This is a genomic window from Streptomyces albospinus, assembly GCF_014648695.1.
In the GTDB taxonomy this organism is placed as follows: Bacteria; Actinomycetota; Actinomycetes; order Streptomycetales; family Streptomycetaceae; genus Streptomyces; species Streptomyces albospinus.
Genome location: NZ_BMRP01000007.1, coordinates 17,351 through 34,205, shown reverse-complemented (window position 1 = coordinate 34,205; position 16,855 = coordinate 17,351). Strand labels below are relative to the sequence as shown.

The window sequence follows — 16,855 nt, the reverse complement described above, 5'->3', positions numbered from 1 at the left end:
CCCTCCGCCGTTACGAGCGTGCCGTGCGCCCGAACTCAGAGGTACGGGCCCGACCGGGCAGCGCCGTGACCAGGGTGGTCCTCATGCCCCTCCATCGGGACACCGGGCGGCAGGGCGCGGCGCATCTGCTCCAGCTGGGCGCGCGCCGCCATCTGCTGGGCGAAGAGCGCGGTCTGGATGCCGTGGAAGAGCCCCTCCAGCCAACCGACGAGCTGGGCCTGTGCGATCCGCAGCTCCGCCTCCGTCGGCACCGACTCATCGGTGAACGGCAGCGACAGCCGCTCCAGCTCCTCGACCAGCTCGGGCGCCAGCCCGTCCTCCAGCTCCTTGACCGAGCTGGAGTGGATCTCCTTGAGGCGCACTCGGCTCGCCTCGTCAAGGGGCGCGGCCTTCACCTCTTCCAGCAGCTGCTTGATCATGCTGCCGATACGCATGACCTTCGCGGGCTGTTCGACCATGTCCGTCACCGGAATCTCACGGGGTTCGTCGCCCTCGTCCCCGCCACCGGCGCCGGCGCTGCCGAGCGCCATGCCGTCCGGGCCGACAACCAGGACGTGCTGGTTCTCCTGCGACCGTTCGTTCATCGGCATATCCATGCCGCCATTCTCTCGTACGACAGCTCCAGAACGGTGGTGCCCCCGGGAGAAGGTGATCCACCTTTCCAGGGCTGCGATCCGCCGATACCACAGGACATCGGCATTCACCTGGCTGTTTCACCGACCCGTTTCACGTGAAACCACACGTTTCTCCTCGTTTCACGTGAAACGGAGCGACCGTACCGATTGGCATGGACCATCAGTCTGGCGTCGTTTCACGTGAAACCACGGTGTGCAGCCGGTTCCACGTGAAACCGCGTTGTACGGGCTGTTTCACGTGAAACGGCGATCTCGCACGCGTTTCACGTGAAACACGCGCTCAGCGTCGGCGCAGCCGCAGGCCGAGGAAGGCCAGCCCCAGGCCGGTGAGCGCCATCCCGGCGCCCATCGGGAGGACGCGCTCCACGCGGGCTGCTGGGGCATCGAGCGCATAGTGGCTCTCCGCCGGTGCCGGTCCGGCGGCGGTACCCGGGTCCTGCTCGGGGGCGGGCGAGGGCAGCGGCTGGTACGGACCCGGGGTGAGTGGGCCGGCGAGGTCGCGGTCGTTCAAGGGGGACGGCCGCACCGGGCCGGTGGGCGCCGCGCCGGGCTTCGGCGGGGCCGCGCTGTGGCGTGGCACGGGTGCGGAGCTGTGGGCCGGGCGCCGGACGGGGGCGGCCTTGGGCGGGCGCGGCGGGGTGGCGGGCTCGGAACGGGACGTGCCCGGGGAGTCGCCGTCGGCGTCGCGGTCGGCGGGGTCCGGGGCGAAGTACGCCGGCCAGCGCAGGTGTGGGCCGAACGGGTGGTGCGGGTGGTGGTGGCGGAGCCAAGCACGCAGGAACGGGCTGCCCGGGTGGCGCGGGAACCGGGGAAAGGCGCCCGGCAGAACGAGCAGGCGGTCCGGCAGGTCCCGGAGGTCGTCGACGCTGGGGAACTCCGGCAGGCGTACCGGCACCCCGAGCCGACCGTGATAGCCCTCCACCGCGTGGCCCGCCACCAGCGTCAGCGGGGGATCCGCCGCGTAGTCGTCCATCGGTGCGTCGGGGCGGGCGGCCGGTGTGGCGCGGACGTCCACGGCCATCGCGGTGCCGGCTGTCATGGGGACGGGCAGGGAGGCGGCGACCACCAACAGACCGGTGGCGATGCGCGAACGGAGTCCTGGTACAACCACAGTGCCCCTCCCGTGCCGAGCCGTCGAGTGACGTGCCCAGCGTCACACGGCGGAATATCCGCGGCATCTCGAGCAGGTCGGACCGAGTGACCTGCCGGCAGGGGGAGGGGCACGGGGCGGCAACGGCCCCAGGAGCTACGGGCGGTCGGTTCAGACGGTCAGCACGACCTTGCCGACATGGGTGCTGGCCTCCAGGATGCGGTGCGCCTCGGCGGCCTCCGGCATCGGGAGCGTACGGTCCACGATCGGGCGGACCTGGCCGTTGCCGATCAGCGGCCAGACGTGCTCGCGCACGGCCGCGACGATCGCGGACTTCTCGCTCACCGGGCGGGCCCGGAGGCCGGTGGCGGTGATCGCGGCGCGTTTGGAGAGCAGGGCGGCGAGATTCAGCTCCGCCTTCACTCCGCCCTGCATGCCGATGATCGCGAGCCGTCCGGCGACCGCCAGCGCCTTGACGTTCCGCTGGAGGTACTTGGCGCCGATGATGTCGAGGATGACGTCTGCGCCCTTTCCATCGGTGGCCTTGCGGATCTCCTGGACGAAGTCCTGTTCGCGGTAGTCGATGAGGATGTCCGCGCCCAACTCGGCGCAGCGGGCCAGCTTTTCGGGACCGCCCGCGGTGACCGCGACCCGGGCTCCGACCGCCTTGGCGAGCTGGATCGCCATCGTGCCGATGCCGCTCGCGCCACCGTGGACAAGCAGCGTCTCACCGGGCCGCAGGTGCGCGATCATGAAGACGTTCGACCAGACGGTACAGGCGACTTCGGGAAGCGCGGCGGCCGTGACGAGGTCGAGTCCGGGCGGCAGCGGCAGCACCTGACCGGCCGGGACGGCGACCTTCTCCGCGTACCCACCGCCCGCCAGCAGTGCGCAGACCTCGTCTCCGACCGCCCAGCCGTGCACGCCGGGGCCGACCGCGGCGATCCGCCCCGAGCACTCCAGACCGGGATACGGGGAGGAGCCGGGCGGCGGGTCGTAGAAGCCCTGGCGCTGGAGCAGGTCGGCGCGGTTCACGGCGCTGGCCGCGACCTCGATCAGGACCTCGCCCTCGGCGGGCTGTGGATCGGGCACTTCGGCCCAGACGAGTGCTTCGGGGCCACCGGGCTCGGGGATAGTGATCGCTCGCATGGGCGCGAGGCTACTCGCCGACCGGCTGCGGGGCGACGGTGCGGGTCGGCGTCGCGGCAGGTCGGGCGGATAGGAGCCCCGGAGAAGCCGGTTGCCCGGCCCCCGCCTGGCTGCTCCCTATTCGTCCGCCCGGCGCATCGGGGAGACGCCGGTGCCGGGCAGCGTCGGCCCGGCGGGGCGGACGGGCGGCTTGCCGAACCGGTCCGGCTCCTGTGCCGGGGCGACCCGGACGATGGTGATCAGCCGGTCCGCGGCCTGTAGCGGGCTCGCCTCCGGGTGGTCGTACCCCAGCAGCCGGTGGCCCCGCAGGACGGAAACGACCAGGTCGTCGGTCTCCCGGACGGACCTGCCGACCTCGGCCTTGACCACCGGACGTTCCACGAGGTCGAGACCGCTGCCCTGCTGGATCAGGTCCTCCATGACGGTTCCCGCGCTGGGACTGTGCACGGAGAGCCCCAGCAGCCGGCCGGCCGCACTGGCCGAGGTGATCACCGCGTCGGCGCCGGACTGCCGCAGCAGCGGGGCGTTCTCCTCCTCGCGCACCGCGGCGACGATATTGGCCCGCTTGTTGAGCTGACGGGCGGTCAACGAGACCAGGACGGCGGTGTCGTCGCGCTGGGTGGCGATGACGACCTGGTGCGCGCGCTGGATCTCGGCCCGCAGCAGGACGTCACTGCGGGTCGCGTCGCCGACCACCCCCGCGAACCCCTCGGCCACCGCCGCGTCGATCACCTTGGCGCTGGGGTCCACGACGACGATGCGGTCGCGGGCCAGGCCCGTGGCGCAGAGGGTCTGGACCGCGGACCGTCCCTTGGTCCCGTAGCCGACGATGACGGTGTGATCGCGCACGGCGTTTCTCCAGCATTTTGACGAAAGCAACCCGCCCGTGGACAACGGGCTTGCGCAGCGGGCCCGTTGGGACGATCTCAAAGGCCAGAACCGGGCCGGTCCTGTCCGTCTGTCCTTCACGGCCGACGAGAGGTCCACCACTGCTGAGAACGACGCTACCGACAACACGGAGACCAAGCCCGCCTTCCGTCCCATGACCGGGCGGACATCAAGAGCCGCGACGAGCAGGAGAAGGACAACCGGTCGTGCGTCGAGTGGCGGGGCGGACGGTAGGTCTCCACGTACGAGGAGCCGGACACGAGCGCATGGAAACGCAAGCGCGTACGTCTGCCCAACGGGGAAATCGGCTACCGCGTCGTGCGCCCTGTGTGTGAAGGGGCGTTGGACGATCCCCAGCGCGGGACCGCGCCGAACGGCGAGCGCGTCGAGGCACTGATCGTCTACGACATCGGTCGACTCACCCGCGACTGCCGTCTCGGAGGCGATGGCGGCCACCACGCCATGCGCGGTAGTGCCCACCTGCTCAACCGCACGTCGCTGCATGAGCGCGAGCAAGGAGCTCTCACACGTCACCGGCACGCCGTGGGAACGCCGCACCGTCATCAGTACCGCGGCGATCGTCGCCGCGGTCGGCCGTGCACGGGCCCTCCTGCTCACCGAACTGGAGACTCCGGCCACAACGACAGAACCGGCTCACCGCACCGGGATCTCCGAAGCCGGGGTCTCCCAGAACTTCACGGCACTGCGCAATGCCGGTTTCCTCACCGCCCACCGGGCCGGCCGCTCAGTGCTGTACGCACGCACGTCCGTCGCGGAATCCGTCCTCTCCGTCGGCCAATAACCCGGGGACCGATCAATATGGGACAACCCTTGGAGCACGGCGGTTCCCCAGCGAGCTTCTGGTAGATCTCGCGATGACATCGCCACTACCAGAAAGACCGAAACCGTCGAAATCACAGAGAATTAGAATTTTCACCTGGAACCCGGAAAGGGCCGATTGCGGATATCACACACTCCTGCACCAGCGCCAAATCGGCCCCGAATGCAGAATGCCCTGGTGACCTTCAAGGCCAACGACAACGCTTGGAGATGCGCGCGCCACGAAGCGCCTATGACACCCTCCGCCCCTGGGCTTCGGACAGGAGTCGCACGGCGACAGCTCTAGCTCACACCGAAAGCAGGGCGCTCGCGAGTGGGACTCACCGGCAGTTCGACACACTTCCGTTTGATTGGCCAACCTCAATGGTGGAGCTGACGTTCGTGTCATCTTGCGGCGGATTCGGATTGTCGATTTTCTTGAGCCCGGAACGGCCGTCCGCCATCACCTTCTGCCACGCGACACCATTGCCATCCAGGAAACGAATAAATTCGTGCGCCCCGAGGCTATAGTTGTGAAGCTGTTCGACTTTCTGCCAACTACAAGGCGGGATTTGATCGAAGTAGGCATACCACTTCACATCCTGAAACACCATGACCACCTTGGTAATCGCGACATCACTGCGGTTCAAGATGGTCAGAGACTCCGTCTGCCCTTGGGGGTTGTTCAGGAAGGAGTACGAAACCAGCGATGCTTGAGATTTCTCGCTCTGTTCCTCGGAACGATGCTCCGTCCTCTTCGCCTGATCACTGGCATCCCTGGCGATCTGGGCCCCGTAGATGGAGTTCCCCAGTGCGATGGCTGCCACAGCCAGGCTCCCCCACGCCGCCCAGGTCGTAGGATCCCATCGCTTCTTCGCCTGCTTTTCGGATGCATCAGGGGGCTTGGGGCTCTCCGATGTCATGTATCCAGGAGTACATCCGGATGAGACCGAATGCCTGACGGGGTACTCCAAACGGGACACGGCGCAGCCTGATACCCGAGGATGGCCTTATGCCTTACGGACGAACTTCCGCAGTGCAGGCCGCACAAGAGGGGCCGCCCCGATGAGGGAAGAGCAACAGCCATTCCGGGATAGCGGAAAGGGCTCCATCTTCCGGTCCCTCTGGTCGCGTTCACGCGCCCAGGCCGAGGAGGACGCCGAGGACGGCCGGTCCGTCGTCATGCCCGTGCAGGGCGTGAAACCCCCGCTTCAGCAAGTCTTCCGTCGGCTGGTCATGGCTCTTCTGGTGCTGGCACTCACGACGTTCGTCGTGTGGGTCGACCGTGCTGGGTACCACGACAACGCCGGCGGGACCGTTGGGTTCCTCGACTCGGCGTACTACGCGACCGTGACCCTTTCGACCACGGGCTACGGCGACATCACACCGGTCAGCGACGGCGCACGGCTGACCAACATCCTCGTCGTCACACCGCTGCGCGTCCTGTTCCTGATCATCTTGGTCGGCACCACGCTGGAAGTGCTCACCGAGCGCACCCGGCATCAGGTACGCGTTCATCGCTGGCGGTCCCGTATGCGCGACCACATCGTCGTCATCGGGTACGGAACCAAGGGCCGCCACACCGTCGAAACCCTGGTCGGCCAGGGCGTCTCGAAGCAGAAGATCGTTGTGGTCGATCCTCAGAAGCAGACGGTGGATGCAGCCGGCAATGACGGACTCGTGGGCGTCCTCGGGGATGCGACCCGTTCCGACGCGCTGCGCAGGGCCGAGTTGCACCGGGCCTCGAAGGTGGTCGTCGCCACCCATCGGGACGAGACAGCCGCCCTGGTGACGCTCACCGCGCGCCAGCTCAACAAGCACGCATCCATCGTGGTGGCGGTCCGGGAGGACGAGAACATCCCACTGCTGAAGCAGAGCGGAGCCGACACGGTCATCACGAGTTCCAGCTCGGCGGGCCAGCTGCTCGGTATGGCGATGACGAGCCCGAGCGCGAGCACCGTCCTGGAAGAGCTGATGACGTACGGAAGTGGACTGGACCTCAAGGAACGGGCGGTGGCGAAGTCCGAGGCGGGACGTTCCCCCCGCGAGTGCGGTGACCTGGTCGTGGCCGTCCTACGAGGGGGCAGGGTGCTGGACTACACCGAGCCCGAGGCCGCGACGCTCCAGCTCACGGACCGGCTCATCACCGTTCAACGGGCAACGTCCGGGGACCACGCGAGCTGAAAGCCTGCCTTCCCTGCGGCAAAGTGTTGACTCCGGCGTTTCAACTGCCACTGCTCGCGGGTGCGTTCGGTCAGCGCTTCCAGGGTGGCGCCGACCAGGACGATCAGGAACACCGCGCGCAGCGGCGTGACGAGCAGGATGTTCGACAGCCGGGCGCCGGCGCGGTAGGGGACGATGCCGCCGTATCGCGTATCGGCGCCTTCGACATGCGGCGGGGCAGGATCACCCGGTGGGACCGGTCCTCGGGAAGCTCACGTGCCACGGCGTCGTGGGACGGGAGCTTCACGCGGGGCCCCCGGACGGGGCTGCGGCGTCGTACGGCGCTCCGGGGGCGGCCCACCCCGCCGACCAGCTCGCCGGCCAGGGGAGTTCGAGGAGTTCGACCTCGGCGCCGTACTCCGCGCCGTTGGGCGGGATGACGGCCATCGCGTCGGCGGCGGCGATTCCGCGCAGCATGGCGGGACCGTGGAAGTGCAGCGGAGTGGCCACCAGGCCGTGCCGTTCGTCGTCGCGGTAGGCGACCGGGACGAGCCGGGTGTCGTGCGGATGGCCGTGGACGGCGGCGGCCAGCGGCGCGCGGTACGGGGCGGCGGGCCGGCGGGCGGCGAGGGAGCGGAGCAGCGGCTCGGCGAGGGTGAGCAGGCCGGACACCGCGGCGAGGGGGTTCCCGGGGAGGCCGACAAGGTGCCGGCGCGGCGCGAGGCGGGCCAGCAGCATGGGGTGGCCGGGGCGCACCGCCACGCCGTCCACCAGCAGTTCGGCACCCAGCCGGCGCAGGGTCGGGTGCACATGGTCGACGGGGCCCGACGCGGTGCCGCCGGTGGTGACGACCAGGTCGGCGGTGGACCCGGCGACGGCCTCGTACAGCGTGTCGGCGTCGTCGGCGAGATGCCGCGGCGCGGCGGCCTCGGCGCCGAGCTCCCGCAGCCAGGGCGCCAGCATCGGGCCGAGCGCGTCCCGGATGCGGCCGTCCTCGGGCAGCCCCTCGCGCAGCAACTCATCGCCCAGGACCAGCACTTCGACGGTCGGCCGGGGGTAGACGGACAGCTCGTCGTAGCCGGCCGCCGCGGCCAGGCCCAGGACCGCGGGGGTCACCACGGCGCCGGCCGGCAGCAGGTGGTCGCCGCGGCGGCACTCCTGGCCGCGCGGGCGGATGTCCTGGCCCGGCGGCACCGGCCGCGGCGCGTACAGCCGGGCGCGGCCGTCGGGCAGGTCGAGGACCTCGCCGTGCTCGCTGCGCAGTACGGCGGTGGCGCCGGGCGGGATGCGGGCGCCGGTGGCGATCGGGATCGCATGGCCGTCGGGGAGCGCTTCGGTGGTGGCGTGGCCGGCGAGGATGCCGGCGGCGGGGCCGGGCTCGGCGTCCTCCTCCGCGGGGCGGGCGACGCGCCAGGGGCCGGGGCCGGAGACCGCCCAGCCGTCCATGGCCGAGGTGTCGAAAGACGGCAGGTCGGTGAGTGCCGTCAGGGCCGCGGCGAGCGTCCGGCCGAGCGCGTCGCCCAGCGCGGCCGTCCCGGGCTCGGGCGGCTCGGGCACCGCTCGCCCCGCGGTCTCCCGGGCCGCGGGCCAGGGGGTGGCGGGGTGGCCGGCGGGCGGCCGGGGGGCGCCTGCGGGCCGCGCCCTCCGGGACTCCGGCCCGGTGGGGTGGTGCGGGCCGGCCGCATCGCCGGGGCCGGGGTTGCCACCGGCGGCGAACGGGCCGGTGCCGCGGGCGCCGTACGGCCCGTCGGCGGCTCCGGACCGCAGGCGCGCCGGTGCGGTGCCGTTGGCCAGCGCGAGCGCGTCGTCGAACGGGTCCCCGGTCACGTCGCGGAACGCGCCGCCGAACTCCCCGTCGGTCATTCCGCGGGCTTCGCTTCGCTGCCGGCGCCGCCCGCCTCCGCCGCCCCGGCCGCCTGCGCCCCTTCGGCCTCGGCCTCCGCTGCCCAGCGGTTGGCCAGCTCGGCGGCCCGCTGCGCCAGCTCGGCCACGTCCCGGCCCTGTTGGGCCGCCGCGTAACCGACCAGGAAGGTCGTCAGCGGCGCGGCGGGACGGGCCACGCCGTGCGCCGCGTCCCGCGCGAGGTCGAGAAGTGCCGCCGTGTCGACATCGAGGTCGATGCCCAGTTCGGCCTTGACTGCGGTGATCCATTCGTCCAACACGTGTCCATGCTCCCTGATACGGGCGCGCGCCGCGCTGATGTCTTCCCAGGTGTCGCAGTCGAAGGAGGCCGTGGACGTGGCGTCCTGGACCCGGGCCAGCGCCAGCGCGGACGTCAGGCGGCGCAGCGGCAGCCCGGCCAGGGTGCCGTGTTCGGCGCGCAGCAGGTCGAGCCGGCGGCGCACCGGCGCCGCGCCGTAGGCGGCCACCAGCGGCTGGTCGCGGCCGTCCGCGTCGCGCAGCAGCGCACCGTCCCGGGGGGCGGCGTCGGGCGCGGTCGCCGCCCGGAGGAGGTCCCGTACGGTCGCGGCCGTCAGGAACGGCAGATCGGCGGAGAGGACCAGGACCGTCGGCGCGGTGGTGTGCCGCAGCCCGGCGTCCAGCGCGGCGAGCGGGCCGCCGCCGGGCGGATCCTCAAGGGCGTGGACGACGGCGCGGACGGTGGGGCGGCCGGGGCCGACGACGACGGTGACCGCGGCGTCGGGGCAGGCGGCCAGCACCCGGTCCAGGAGCGGACGGCCGCCGACGGACAGGGCGGGTTTGTCCGCCCCGCCGAGCCGCCGAGCCGCACCCCCGGCCAGCACGATGGTGTCGTAGACGGTGTGGTCGCTCACCCCTTGAGTATCACCAGGAGTGACGCGACGACACAGCCTCCGGCTGTGTCGTCGCTGTCGCGACCGTCACAGTCGGCGCGCCCGCCCCGGGCCGGGCCGGCCGCACCGGCCCGGCGGTCAGAGCGCGCGCAGCAGCAGCGCGGGCTGCTCCACACAGTCGGCCACATAGCGCAGGAAGCCGCCCGCGGTGCCGCCGTCGCACACCCGGTGGTCGAAGGTGAACGAGAGCTGGACGACCTGCCGGACGGCCAACTCGCCTTCGTGGACCCAGGGTTTGGCGGATATCCGGCCGACGCCGAGCATCGCCGCCTCGGGGTGGTTGATGATCGGTGTGGAGCCGTCGACGCCGAAGACGCCGTAGTTGTTGAGCGTGAACGTGCCGTGGGTCAGCTCGGCGAGCGACAGCCCACCGGAGCGCGCGGTCTCGGTGAGCCGGGCCATCTCGGCGGACAGCTCCTCGACCGTGCGGTTCTGTGCGTCCCGGACGACCGGCACCACCAGGCCGCGGTCGGTCTGCGCCGCGAAGCCCAGATGGACGGCGGGCAGCCGGACGATCTCCTGGGTGGCGGTGTCGACGGTGGCGTTCAGCTCGGGATAACGGGCGAGCGCGGCCGTGCAGATCCGGGCCAGCAGCGCGAGCAGCGACACCTTGGGGGCGCCGGGCACATTCATCGCCGCGCGGGCGGCGAGGAGTTCGGTGGCGTCGGCGTCCACCCAGCACGTCGCGTCCGGGATCTCCCGGCGGCTGCGGCTGAACTTCTCGGCGGCGGCACCGCGCATCCCCCGGAGCGGGATCCGCTCCTCCCCGGGGACGGCCGCGGTCCCCGCGCCGAGGGCGGCCCCGGCGGCGGCCGTCTCCCGCTCACGCAGCGCCCAGATCGCCGACTCGACGTCCGTACGGAGAATCAGCCCGTCGCGGCCGGTGCCCGTCAGCCCCTGGAGATCCAGGCCGTGTTCCCGCGCGATACGGCGCACCAGCGGCGAGATGACGGCGACCGTACGGGCGCCGGCGGCAGCGGCTCCGGCGGCGTCCGCCCGGCTGCCGGTGGGCCCGGCAGCAGCGGACGCGGGCGCCTGAGGGGACTCCGCCGACGCACCCGCCCCGGGGCCGGCCGGCGTCCCGGGCCGGACCCGCCGCCGGCGTGCCGCCGACGCGCTCGTCCCGTACCCGACCAGCACATTCCCCGATCCGGAATCCGCCGCGCCGTCCGCGCCCTCCGCGGCGGGCACCGGGGGCGCCCCGCCGCTCGCCGCCAGATCGTCCGGCACCGCCCCCACGGCGACCGTCACCAAGGGCGCCCCCACCGGGACTTCGGCCCCCTCTTCACCGAAGCGGGCGGTGACCACACCGCCGTACGGGCACGGCACCTCGACCATCGCCTTGGCGGTTTCGACCTCCACCACCGGCTGGTCGACGGCCACCACGTCGCCGGCCTCGACCAGCCACTGCACGATCACCGCCTCGGTGAGGCCCTCCCCCAGGTCGGGCAGGGTGAACTCGCGGACCACGGCCATCACTCACCACGTCCCTCGGTCCAGTCCGACTCCCACTGGAGACGGGCGATGGTGTCCAGGATCCGGTCCACACCCGGAAGGTGGTGCCGCTCCAGCATCGGCGGCGGATAGGGGATGTCGAAACCGGCGACGCGCAGCACGGGCGCCTCCAGGTGGTGGAAGCAGCGCTCGGTGATCCGCGCGGCGATCTCGCCGCCCGGGCCGCCGAATCCGTTGGACTCGTGGACGATCACGGCCCGCCCGGTGCGCCGCACGGACGCGCAGACCGTCTCGTCGTCGAACGGCACCAGCGAGCGCAGGTCGAGAACTTCCAGGTCCCAGCCCTCGGCCCGGGCGGCCTCGGCGGCCTCCAGGCAGACCGGGAGCGAGGGGCCGTAGGTGATCAGCGTGGCACTGCTGCCGCGGCGCCGGATCTCGGCACGGCCTATGGGGGCGACCGGAGTGGGCGCGTCCGGCGACCATTCGGCCTTGGACCAGTACAGCCGCTTGGGTTCGAGGAAGACGACCGGGTCGTCGGAGGCGATGGCGGCGCGCAGCAGCCCGTACGCGTCCTCGACCGTGGCCGGGGCGACGACCTGGAGGCCGGGGGTGGCGAGGTAGTACGCCTCGGAGGAGTCGCTGTGGTGCTCGACACCGCCGATCCCGCCGCCGTACGGGATGCGAATCGTCAGCGGCATGGCCACCGCGCCGCGGGTGCGGTTGCGCATCCGGGCGACATGGCTGACCAGTTGCTCGAAGGCCGGGTAGGCGAACGCGTCGAACTGCATCTCCACGACCGGGCGCAGCCCGTACATCGCCATGCCGACGGCGGTGCCCAGGATGCCGGCCTCGGCGAGCGGGGTGTCGCTGCAACGGTCCTCGCCGAACTCCTCGGCCAGGCCATCGGTGACCCGGAAGACGCCGCCCAGGGCGCCCACGTCCTCCCCCATCACATGGACGGACGGGTCCTCGGCCATGGCGTCGTGCAGCGCGCGGGTCAGCGCCTGCGCCATCGTGGCGGGCTTGCGCGCGGTCGCCGGAGCGGTGGTCGTCATGGCCTGGCCTCCTGGGCGGGCGTCGCGGCGCCCGCTGCGTGCTCGGTGTGTCCCTCGGCCTCGGCGTCCAGCTCGGCGCGCAACTGGGCCGCCTGGTCGCGCAGTTGGCTGGTCTGCCGGGTGAATACGTGGTCGAACAGGTCCATCGGGTCCAGGGGCGGGGCGGCGTTCATGCGCTCCCGGAGGTCGGCGGCCAGGCGCTCGGCGCTGTCCCGGGTGGCGGCGACGAATGTGTCGGAGAGCAGCTTCCGCTCCGCCAGCTCGCGCTCCAGCAGGGCTATCGGGTCGTGCGCCCGCCAGGTCTCGACCTCGTCATCGGTGCGGTAGCGGGTGGCGTCATCGGCGTTGGTGTGCGCCTCCAGGCGGTACGTCACGGCCTCGACCAGGGTGGGGCCGCCGCCCTCGCGGGCCCGCCGTACGGCCTCGGTGAGGACGTCGTGCATCGCGGGGGCGTCATTGCCGTCCACGAGGCGGCCGGGCATGCCGTAGCCGACCGCCTTGTGGGCGAGGGACGGCGCGGCGGTCTGCTTGGCGAGCGGGACGGAGATCGCGAAGCCGTTGTTCTGCACGAGGAAGACGACCGGTGCCTGCCAGACCGCGGCGAAGTTCAGCGCCTCGTGGAAATCGCCCTCGCTCGTGCCGCCGTCGCCGACCATCGCCAGTGCGACCACGTCGTCGCCCTTGAGGCGGGCGGCGTGCGCCAGGCCCACGGCGTGGGGGAGTTGCGTGGCGAGCGGGGTGCACAAGGGGGCGATGCGGTGCTCGTGCGGGTCGTACCCGGTGTGCCAGTCGCCCCGCAGGAGCGTCAGCGCCTGTACGGGATCGAGGCCGCGGGCCACGGCGGCCAGGGTGTCGCGGTAGCTGGGGAAGAGCCAGTCGCGGTCTTCGAGCGCGAGCGCCGCCGCGACCTGGCAGGCTTCCTGCCCCGTGGAGGACGGGTAGACCGCCAGCCGTCCCTGCCGCGTCAGCGCGGTGGCCTGGGCGTTGTACCGGCGGCCTCGCACCAGCTCCGCGTACAGCCGCTTCAGCAGTCCGGGGTCGAGCCGGCCGGCGGCGTCCGTCCCCAGGAGGCGATACGGCTCCGCGTCGGGCAGGAGGGGCGCCGGGTCGACACGGGGCCGCCAGGCGGGCGGCGGTCCGGCCAGGCCGCTCGTGTGCCTGCTGCTGCCGGGCTGCTCAAGGACCGTCATGACGAGCACCTCCTCGGATCGAAGGGGCGGCGCGAGGCGCCTCATATGGGGTGGTGGGCGGGCGACGCACGGGCAGGATGGAATCGGTCGGGGCGGGTACGCCCTTCCCTACCGATTGTTCGGTCGCTGATGCATTTTGGCTACAGGCGGGTTCAGCCTGTGGACAAACGGTTCTCCACAGCTTGTGATGAAGGCAGGGCGTCCACAAAGGGGAGGCGGGACCATATGCCGGAGGAACAGATGGCCAATCCAGGCGGGCAGCCACCGGCGCCGCCCGCTCCGCCGTCTCCGGCCGCGCGTCCCCTCGACACCATCGACCGCGCCATCCTGCGCCTGCTGCGCACCGACGGCCGGGCCTCGATACGCTCCGTCGCCGAGCAGGTGCACGTCTCCCGCGCCAATGCGTACGCCCGCATCAACCGGCTGCTCGACGACGGCGTCATCCGTGGCTTCAGCGCCCTCGTCGACCAGGAAAGAGCAGGTCAGGCCGCCTCCGCCTACATCACGCTCAAGATCGTGCAGAACTCCTGGCGGACCGTCCGCAAACAGCTCACCGCACTGCCGGGAGCCGCCCATATCGCGCTGGTCAGCGGCGACTTCGACGTCCTGCTGCTCGTCCACACCAAGGACAACCGCGAGCTACGGGAGCTGGTCCTCACCCGCATCCAGTCGATACCGGAAGTGCTCAGCACCCGCACCTTGCTGGTCTTCGAGGAGACCGACCTGGGGGTGGAGGAGGGGTAGGGGGTGGGGTAGGGGCGCTGCTGCCGGGGCTGCCGGGCGTGGTCGGGGCTGCCGGGCGTGGTCGGGCCTGCCGGGCGTGGTCGGGCCTGCCGGGCGTGGTCGGGCCTGCCGGGCGTGGTCGGGCCTGCCGGGCGTGGTCGGGCCTTCGGGGGCGTCGGGCCTTCCGGGATCGCCGAGCGTGGTCCGCCTGGCGGATCCGCCGCGCCTGCTCGGGCTTTCCCCCCGCCCCCTCCCCCTCTCCCCCTTCGGGGGAGGGGGCGGGGGGTGGGTTCGGGGGTGGGGGGGCGAAGCAGTGGCCGCTCTACGCCACGGGCGCACAGCCGTCGCAGACGGGGCAGACACCCGGGCACCGGGCCACCAGCACCAGCACCAGCACCAGCGATCGCACCACGACGCGAAGAACCCGGTGAGCCGGTCACACGGCCAGCCTCACCCTCGCCGCGCCCGCACCCGCACCCGCACCCGCACCCGCACCCAAGCGACCATCCCCCCACCACGGAACAACGACCAGCGCGCCGCCCCAGACAGGCGCGCAAGCCCACCCCGGCACAGCAATCGCTCAAGCCCATCCCGGGAAAGCTCGCCCTCACTCGCACCCCGGCCGAGCAAGCACTCGCCCCGCCCTCAGGCCCGGCGCAGCCCCCCGAACGCCGTGCGGACCACGGCCTCGGCGACCTCGTCTCGGCTTGCCGCGTCGCCGCGCCCCGGCCGGTACCACTCGACGACCGAGTTGATCATGCCGAAGAGCAGCCGGGTCGCCAGCCGGATGTCCACGTCGTCCCGGAGGTCACCGTCGGCGGCGGCCTCCTTGAGCAGTTCGGCGACCCTGTGGTCGAACTCCCGGCGGCGCTCCATGGCCCACCGCTCGGTGTCCGTATTTCCGCGCACCCGCAACAGCAGTGTCACATAAGGGAGTTCGTCCATCAGGACCTCGGCCTCGCGCCGCGTGACGTACTCCAGTCGCTCGATCGCCCGCCCCTGGACCGCGCCGGGCTCCTCCAGGACCCCGAACAGCCCGTCCAGGGCGCGGCTTATCGCGCGGCGCAGCAGCTCTTCCTTGCTGCGCACATGGTGGTAGATCGACGACTTCGAGATGCCGGCCGCCTTGGACAGGTGCTCCATGGAGGTGCCGTCGTAGCCGCGCTCGATGAACACCTCGACGGAGACCGCGAGCAGCGAATCGGGCGTATAGGCGTCGCGCTTGGCCATGGTCATGATTAGAGCACCAATTCCTCGAGGTCCGCACGGCGCCGTAGCGCCCAGGACGGTACGTAGCGTCCGCCGGCATTCCGGTGGTGCAGGGAATCCAGCAGATCCCGCACCCACGGGGCACCGAGCCGGTCGGCCCACTCCATGGGGCCGCCGGGGTAGTTCACGCCGAGCCGCATGGCCGTGTCGATGTCCTCGGGGGTGGCGACCCCGCGGGCCGCGGCGTCCACGGCGAAGTCGATGATCATCGCGACCGTCCGGGCGACGATCAGGCCCGGGACGTCGTCGATCACGCTGACCTCTTTGCCCAGCGCCTGGAACAGCCCGACGGCCTCGGCGAGGTCCCCCTCGGAGGTCGCCGCCGAGGGCGCGAGGGCGATCCGCGTCGCGGCCCGGTAGTCGAGCGAGAGATCGAAGCGGATGGAGGCGCCGTGGGCCGCTCTCGTGGCCGGGTGGCCGTTCGTCATCGCCAGGCAGGCACCACCGGGCAGCCGGATGAAGCCCTCCGACTCCCCTGGCGTGCGGTCACGGGTGATCTTGATGCCGGCCTCCTCGATCAGCTCGCGCAGCACCCCGGCCGGGCCCGGCAGCTCCGCGTGCAGGGCGACCGACGCGGGCGCTGGGCAGGGCTCGGCGGTGTGCGGCGCGGGCCGGCGGGCACCCTCGGCGTAGTCGAACCAGCCGCGCCCCGTCTTGCGGCCGTGCAGCCCGGATTCCACCAGCCGGCGCTGCGCCAGGGAGGGCGTGAACTTCGCGTCCTGGAAGAAGGCGGTCCACACGGAGTGGGTGACCGCTTCGTTCACGTCCTGCCCGATGAGGTCGGTGAGCTCGAAGGGTCCCATCTTGAAGCCGCTGCCGTCGCGCAGCACGGCGTCGATGGTGGCGGGGTCGGCGGCCCGCTCCTCGTAGAGGCGCAGGGCCTCGGCGTAGAAGGGGCGGGCGATGCGGTTGACGATGAAGCCGGGGGTGTCGGCACAGCGCACCGGCGTCTTGCCCCAGGCCGCGGCGGTCTCGTACGCGGTGGTGGCCGCGGCCTCGTCGGTCGCGAAGCCGCTGACGACCTCGACCAGCGGGAGGAGCGGCGCGGGGTTGAAGAAGTGCAGGCCCACGCAGCGGCCGGGGTGGCGCAGCGGTCCCGCGACCGCGGTCACGGACAGGGAGGAGGTGTTGGTGGCGAGCAGGCAGTCGGATGCGACGACGTCCTCAAGGGACCTGAACAGGTCCTGTTTGGCCGGGAGTTGCTCCAGGATCGCCTCGACGACCAGCGCGGCGTCGGACAGTTCTGCGAGGGACGTGGCGGGGGAGAGGCGTTCGCGTGCGGCGTCCCGCTCCGCAGCCGGGATCCGGCCTTTTTCCACCAGCCGGTCGAGCCGCTGCCCGATGGCCCGGGCGGCCTGTTCGGCGCGGCCCGGGGCGGTGTCGTAGAGGCGTACGCGGTGGCCGGCGACCAGCGCGACCTGCGCGATTCCCTGCCCCATGGTGCCGGTACCGACCACTGCAACCGTGCTGCTGGTTCCGATTGCCGTCATGGCAGCTGATCCTCCCCGACCGAGTTTTCCACAGGTTCGCCGGGCCCTCTTGCCCCGACCGATCGTTCGGTTACTCTAACTCTGCTGCCCTGTCAGCTCCCAGCCCTGTTCGCATC

14 protein-coding genes and 2 pseudogenes are annotated in these 16,855 nt (G+C 71.9%); 3 read left to right on the top strand and 13 right to left on the bottom strand.

Annotation, left to right across the window (positions count from 1 at the left end):
• Positions 1-35: 35 nt before the first annotated feature.
• The 4 genes and pseudogenes from IEZ17_RS12040 to IEZ17_RS12025 all read right to left on the bottom strand — a co-directional run.
• Complete coding sequence (locus tag IEZ17_RS12040; RefSeq protein WP_189299340.1) at positions 36-596, bottom strand: bacterial proteasome activator family protein; 561 nt, start codon at positions 594-596, stop codon at positions 36-38.
• A gap of 319 nt (positions 597-915) precedes the next feature.
• Positions 916-1,746, bottom strand: a complete 831-nt coding sequence (locus IEZ17_RS12035) for a hypothetical protein (RefSeq protein WP_189299338.1) — start codon at positions 1,744-1,746, stop codon at positions 916-918.
• Positions 1,747-1,896: 150 nt separating this feature from the next.
• The gene (locus tag IEZ17_RS12030; RefSeq protein WP_189299336.1) at positions 1,897-2,874 is read right to left on the bottom strand and encodes an NAD(P)H-quinone oxidoreductase; all 978 of its coding nucleotides are present in this window, start codon (positions 2,872-2,874) and stop codon (positions 1,897-1,899) included.
• Between the two features lie 117 nt (positions 2,875-2,991).
• Positions 2,992-3,741, bottom strand: a pseudogene (locus IEZ17_RS12025) (potassium channel family protein); the annotation flags it as partial.
• A 523-nt stretch (positions 3,742-4,264) separates the two neighbouring features.
• Here IEZ17_RS12025 and IEZ17_RS12020 point away from each other — a divergent pair.
• On the top strand, positions 4,265-4,564 hold the full coding sequence (locus tag IEZ17_RS12020; RefSeq protein WP_308427634.1) for an ArsR/SmtB family transcription factor: 300 nt from the start codon (positions 4,265-4,267) through the stop codon (positions 4,562-4,564).
• 358 nt (positions 4,565-4,922) lie between these two features.
• On the opposite strand, the gene IEZ17_RS12015 is transcribed toward IEZ17_RS12020, so the two are convergent.
• Positions 4,923-5,408: a hypothetical protein gene (locus IEZ17_RS12015; RefSeq protein ID WP_189299335.1), complete on the bottom strand. Its 486-nt coding sequence runs from the start codon at positions 5,406-5,408 to the stop codon at positions 4,923-4,925.
• Positions 5,409-5,646: 238 nt separating this feature from the next.
• Here IEZ17_RS12015 and IEZ17_RS12010 point away from each other — a divergent pair, with 238 nt between their 5' ends.
• Entirely contained in the window at positions 5,647-6,765 is a 1,119-nt protein-coding gene (locus tag IEZ17_RS12010; RefSeq protein WP_189299333.1) for a potassium channel family protein, read from the top strand.
• A gap of 35 nt (positions 6,766-6,800) precedes the next feature.
• Here IEZ17_RS12010 and IEZ17_RS44415 read toward each other — a convergent pair.
• The 6 genes and pseudogenes from IEZ17_RS44415 to pdhA form a co-directional block, all read right to left on the bottom strand.
• Positions 6,801-6,956: pseudogene (locus tag IEZ17_RS44415) on the bottom strand (Ion channel protein); the annotation flags it as partial.
• Between the two features lie 91 nt (positions 6,957-7,047).
• Positions 7,048-8,607 carry a molybdopterin molybdotransferase MoeA gene (locus tag IEZ17_RS12005; RefSeq protein WP_189299331.1) on the bottom strand — a complete coding sequence of 520 codons (1,560 nt, stop codon included), beginning with the start codon at positions 8,605-8,607 and terminating at the stop codon, positions 7,048-7,050.
• Positions 8,604-9,518: an NTP transferase domain-containing protein gene (locus IEZ17_RS12000; RefSeq protein ID WP_189299329.1), complete on the bottom strand. Its 915-nt coding sequence runs from the start codon at positions 9,516-9,518 to the stop codon at positions 8,604-8,606. The genes IEZ17_RS12005 and IEZ17_RS12000 overlap by 4 nt, the downstream gene beginning before the upstream one ends.
• A 117-nt stretch (positions 9,519-9,635) precedes the next feature.
• The gene (locus tag IEZ17_RS11995; protein WP_189299327.1) at positions 9,636-11,033 is read right to left on the bottom strand and encodes a dihydrolipoamide acetyltransferase family protein; all 1,398 of its coding nucleotides are present in this window, start codon (positions 11,031-11,033) and stop codon (positions 9,636-9,638) included.
• Positions 11,033-12,067: an alpha-ketoacid dehydrogenase subunit beta gene (locus IEZ17_RS11990; RefSeq protein ID WP_189299326.1), complete on the bottom strand. Its 1,035-nt coding sequence runs from the start codon at positions 12,065-12,067 to the stop codon at positions 11,033-11,035. The genes IEZ17_RS11995 and IEZ17_RS11990 overlap by 1 nt, the downstream gene beginning before the upstream one ends.
• Complete coding sequence (pdhA, locus tag IEZ17_RS11985; RefSeq protein WP_189299324.1) at positions 12,064-13,257, bottom strand: pyruvate dehydrogenase (acetyl-transferring) E1 component subunit alpha; 1,194 nt, start codon at positions 13,255-13,257, stop codon at positions 12,064-12,066. The genes IEZ17_RS11990 and pdhA overlap by 4 nt, the downstream gene beginning before the upstream one ends.
• A 225-nt stretch (positions 13,258-13,482) precedes the next feature.
• Here pdhA and IEZ17_RS11980 point away from each other — a divergent pair, with 225 nt between their 5' ends.
• Positions 13,483-14,001 carry an Lrp/AsnC family transcriptional regulator gene (locus tag IEZ17_RS11980; RefSeq protein ID WP_189299322.1) on the top strand — a complete coding sequence of 173 codons (519 nt, stop codon included), beginning with the start codon at positions 13,483-13,485 and terminating at the stop codon, positions 13,999-14,001.
• Between the two features lie 624 nt (positions 14,002-14,625).
• On the opposite strand, the gene IEZ17_RS11975 is transcribed toward IEZ17_RS11980, so the two are convergent.
• Positions 14,626-15,216, bottom strand: coding sequence for a TetR/AcrR family transcriptional regulator (locus IEZ17_RS11975; protein ID WP_189299320.1), 591 nt, complete (start codon positions 15,214-15,216; stop codon positions 14,626-14,628).
• Between the two features lie 2 nt (positions 15,217-15,218).
• A complete protein-coding gene (locus IEZ17_RS11970; protein ID WP_189299318.1) occupies positions 15,219-16,739 on the bottom strand; it encodes a 3-hydroxyacyl-CoA dehydrogenase in 1,521 nt (506 codons plus the stop codon).
• Positions 16,740-16,855 lie beyond the last annotated feature (116 nt).

Excerpts from the sequence above, each read along its gene's own strand:
- IEZ17_RS12040 (WP_189299340.1), bottom strand. The coding sequence starts at position 596 with ATGGATATGCCGATGAACGAACGGTCGCAGGAGAACCAGCACGTCCTG.
- IEZ17_RS12030 (WP_189299336.1), bottom strand. The coding sequence starts at position 2,874 with ATGCGAGCGATCACTATCCCCGAGCCCGGTGGCCCCGAAGCACTCGTC.
- IEZ17_RS12020 (WP_308427634.1), top strand. The coding sequence starts at position 4,265 with ATGAGCGCGAGCAAGGAGCTCTCACACGTCACCGGCACGCCGTGGGAA.
- IEZ17_RS12010 (WP_189299333.1), top strand. The coding sequence starts at position 5,647 with ATGAGGGAAGAGCAACAGCCATTCCGGGATAGCGGAAAGGGCTCCATC.
- IEZ17_RS12005 (WP_189299331.1), bottom strand. The coding sequence starts at position 8,607 with ATGACCGACGGGGAGTTCGGCGGCGCGTTCCGCGACGTGACCGGGGAC.
- IEZ17_RS11995 (WP_189299327.1), bottom strand. The coding sequence starts at position 11,033 with ATGGCCGTGGTCCGCGAGTTCACCCTGCCCGACCTGGGGGAGGGCCTC.
- IEZ17_RS11990 (WP_189299326.1), bottom strand. The coding sequence starts at position 12,067 with ATGACGACCACCGCTCCGGCGACCGCGCGCAAGCCCGCCACGATGGCG.
- pdhA (WP_189299324.1), bottom strand. The coding sequence starts at position 13,257 with ATGACGGTCCTTGAGCAGCCCGGCAGCAGCAGGCACACGAGCGGCCTG.
- IEZ17_RS11980 (WP_189299322.1), top strand. The coding sequence starts at position 13,483 with ATGCCGGAGGAACAGATGGCCAATCCAGGCGGGCAGCCACCGGCGCCG.
- IEZ17_RS11975 (WP_189299320.1), bottom strand. The coding sequence starts at position 15,216 with ATGACCATGGCCAAGCGCGACGCCTATACGCCCGATTCGCTGCTCGCG.
- IEZ17_RS11970 (WP_189299318.1), bottom strand. The coding sequence starts at position 16,739 with ATGACGGCAATCGGAACCAGCAGCACGGTTGCAGTGGTCGGTACCGGC.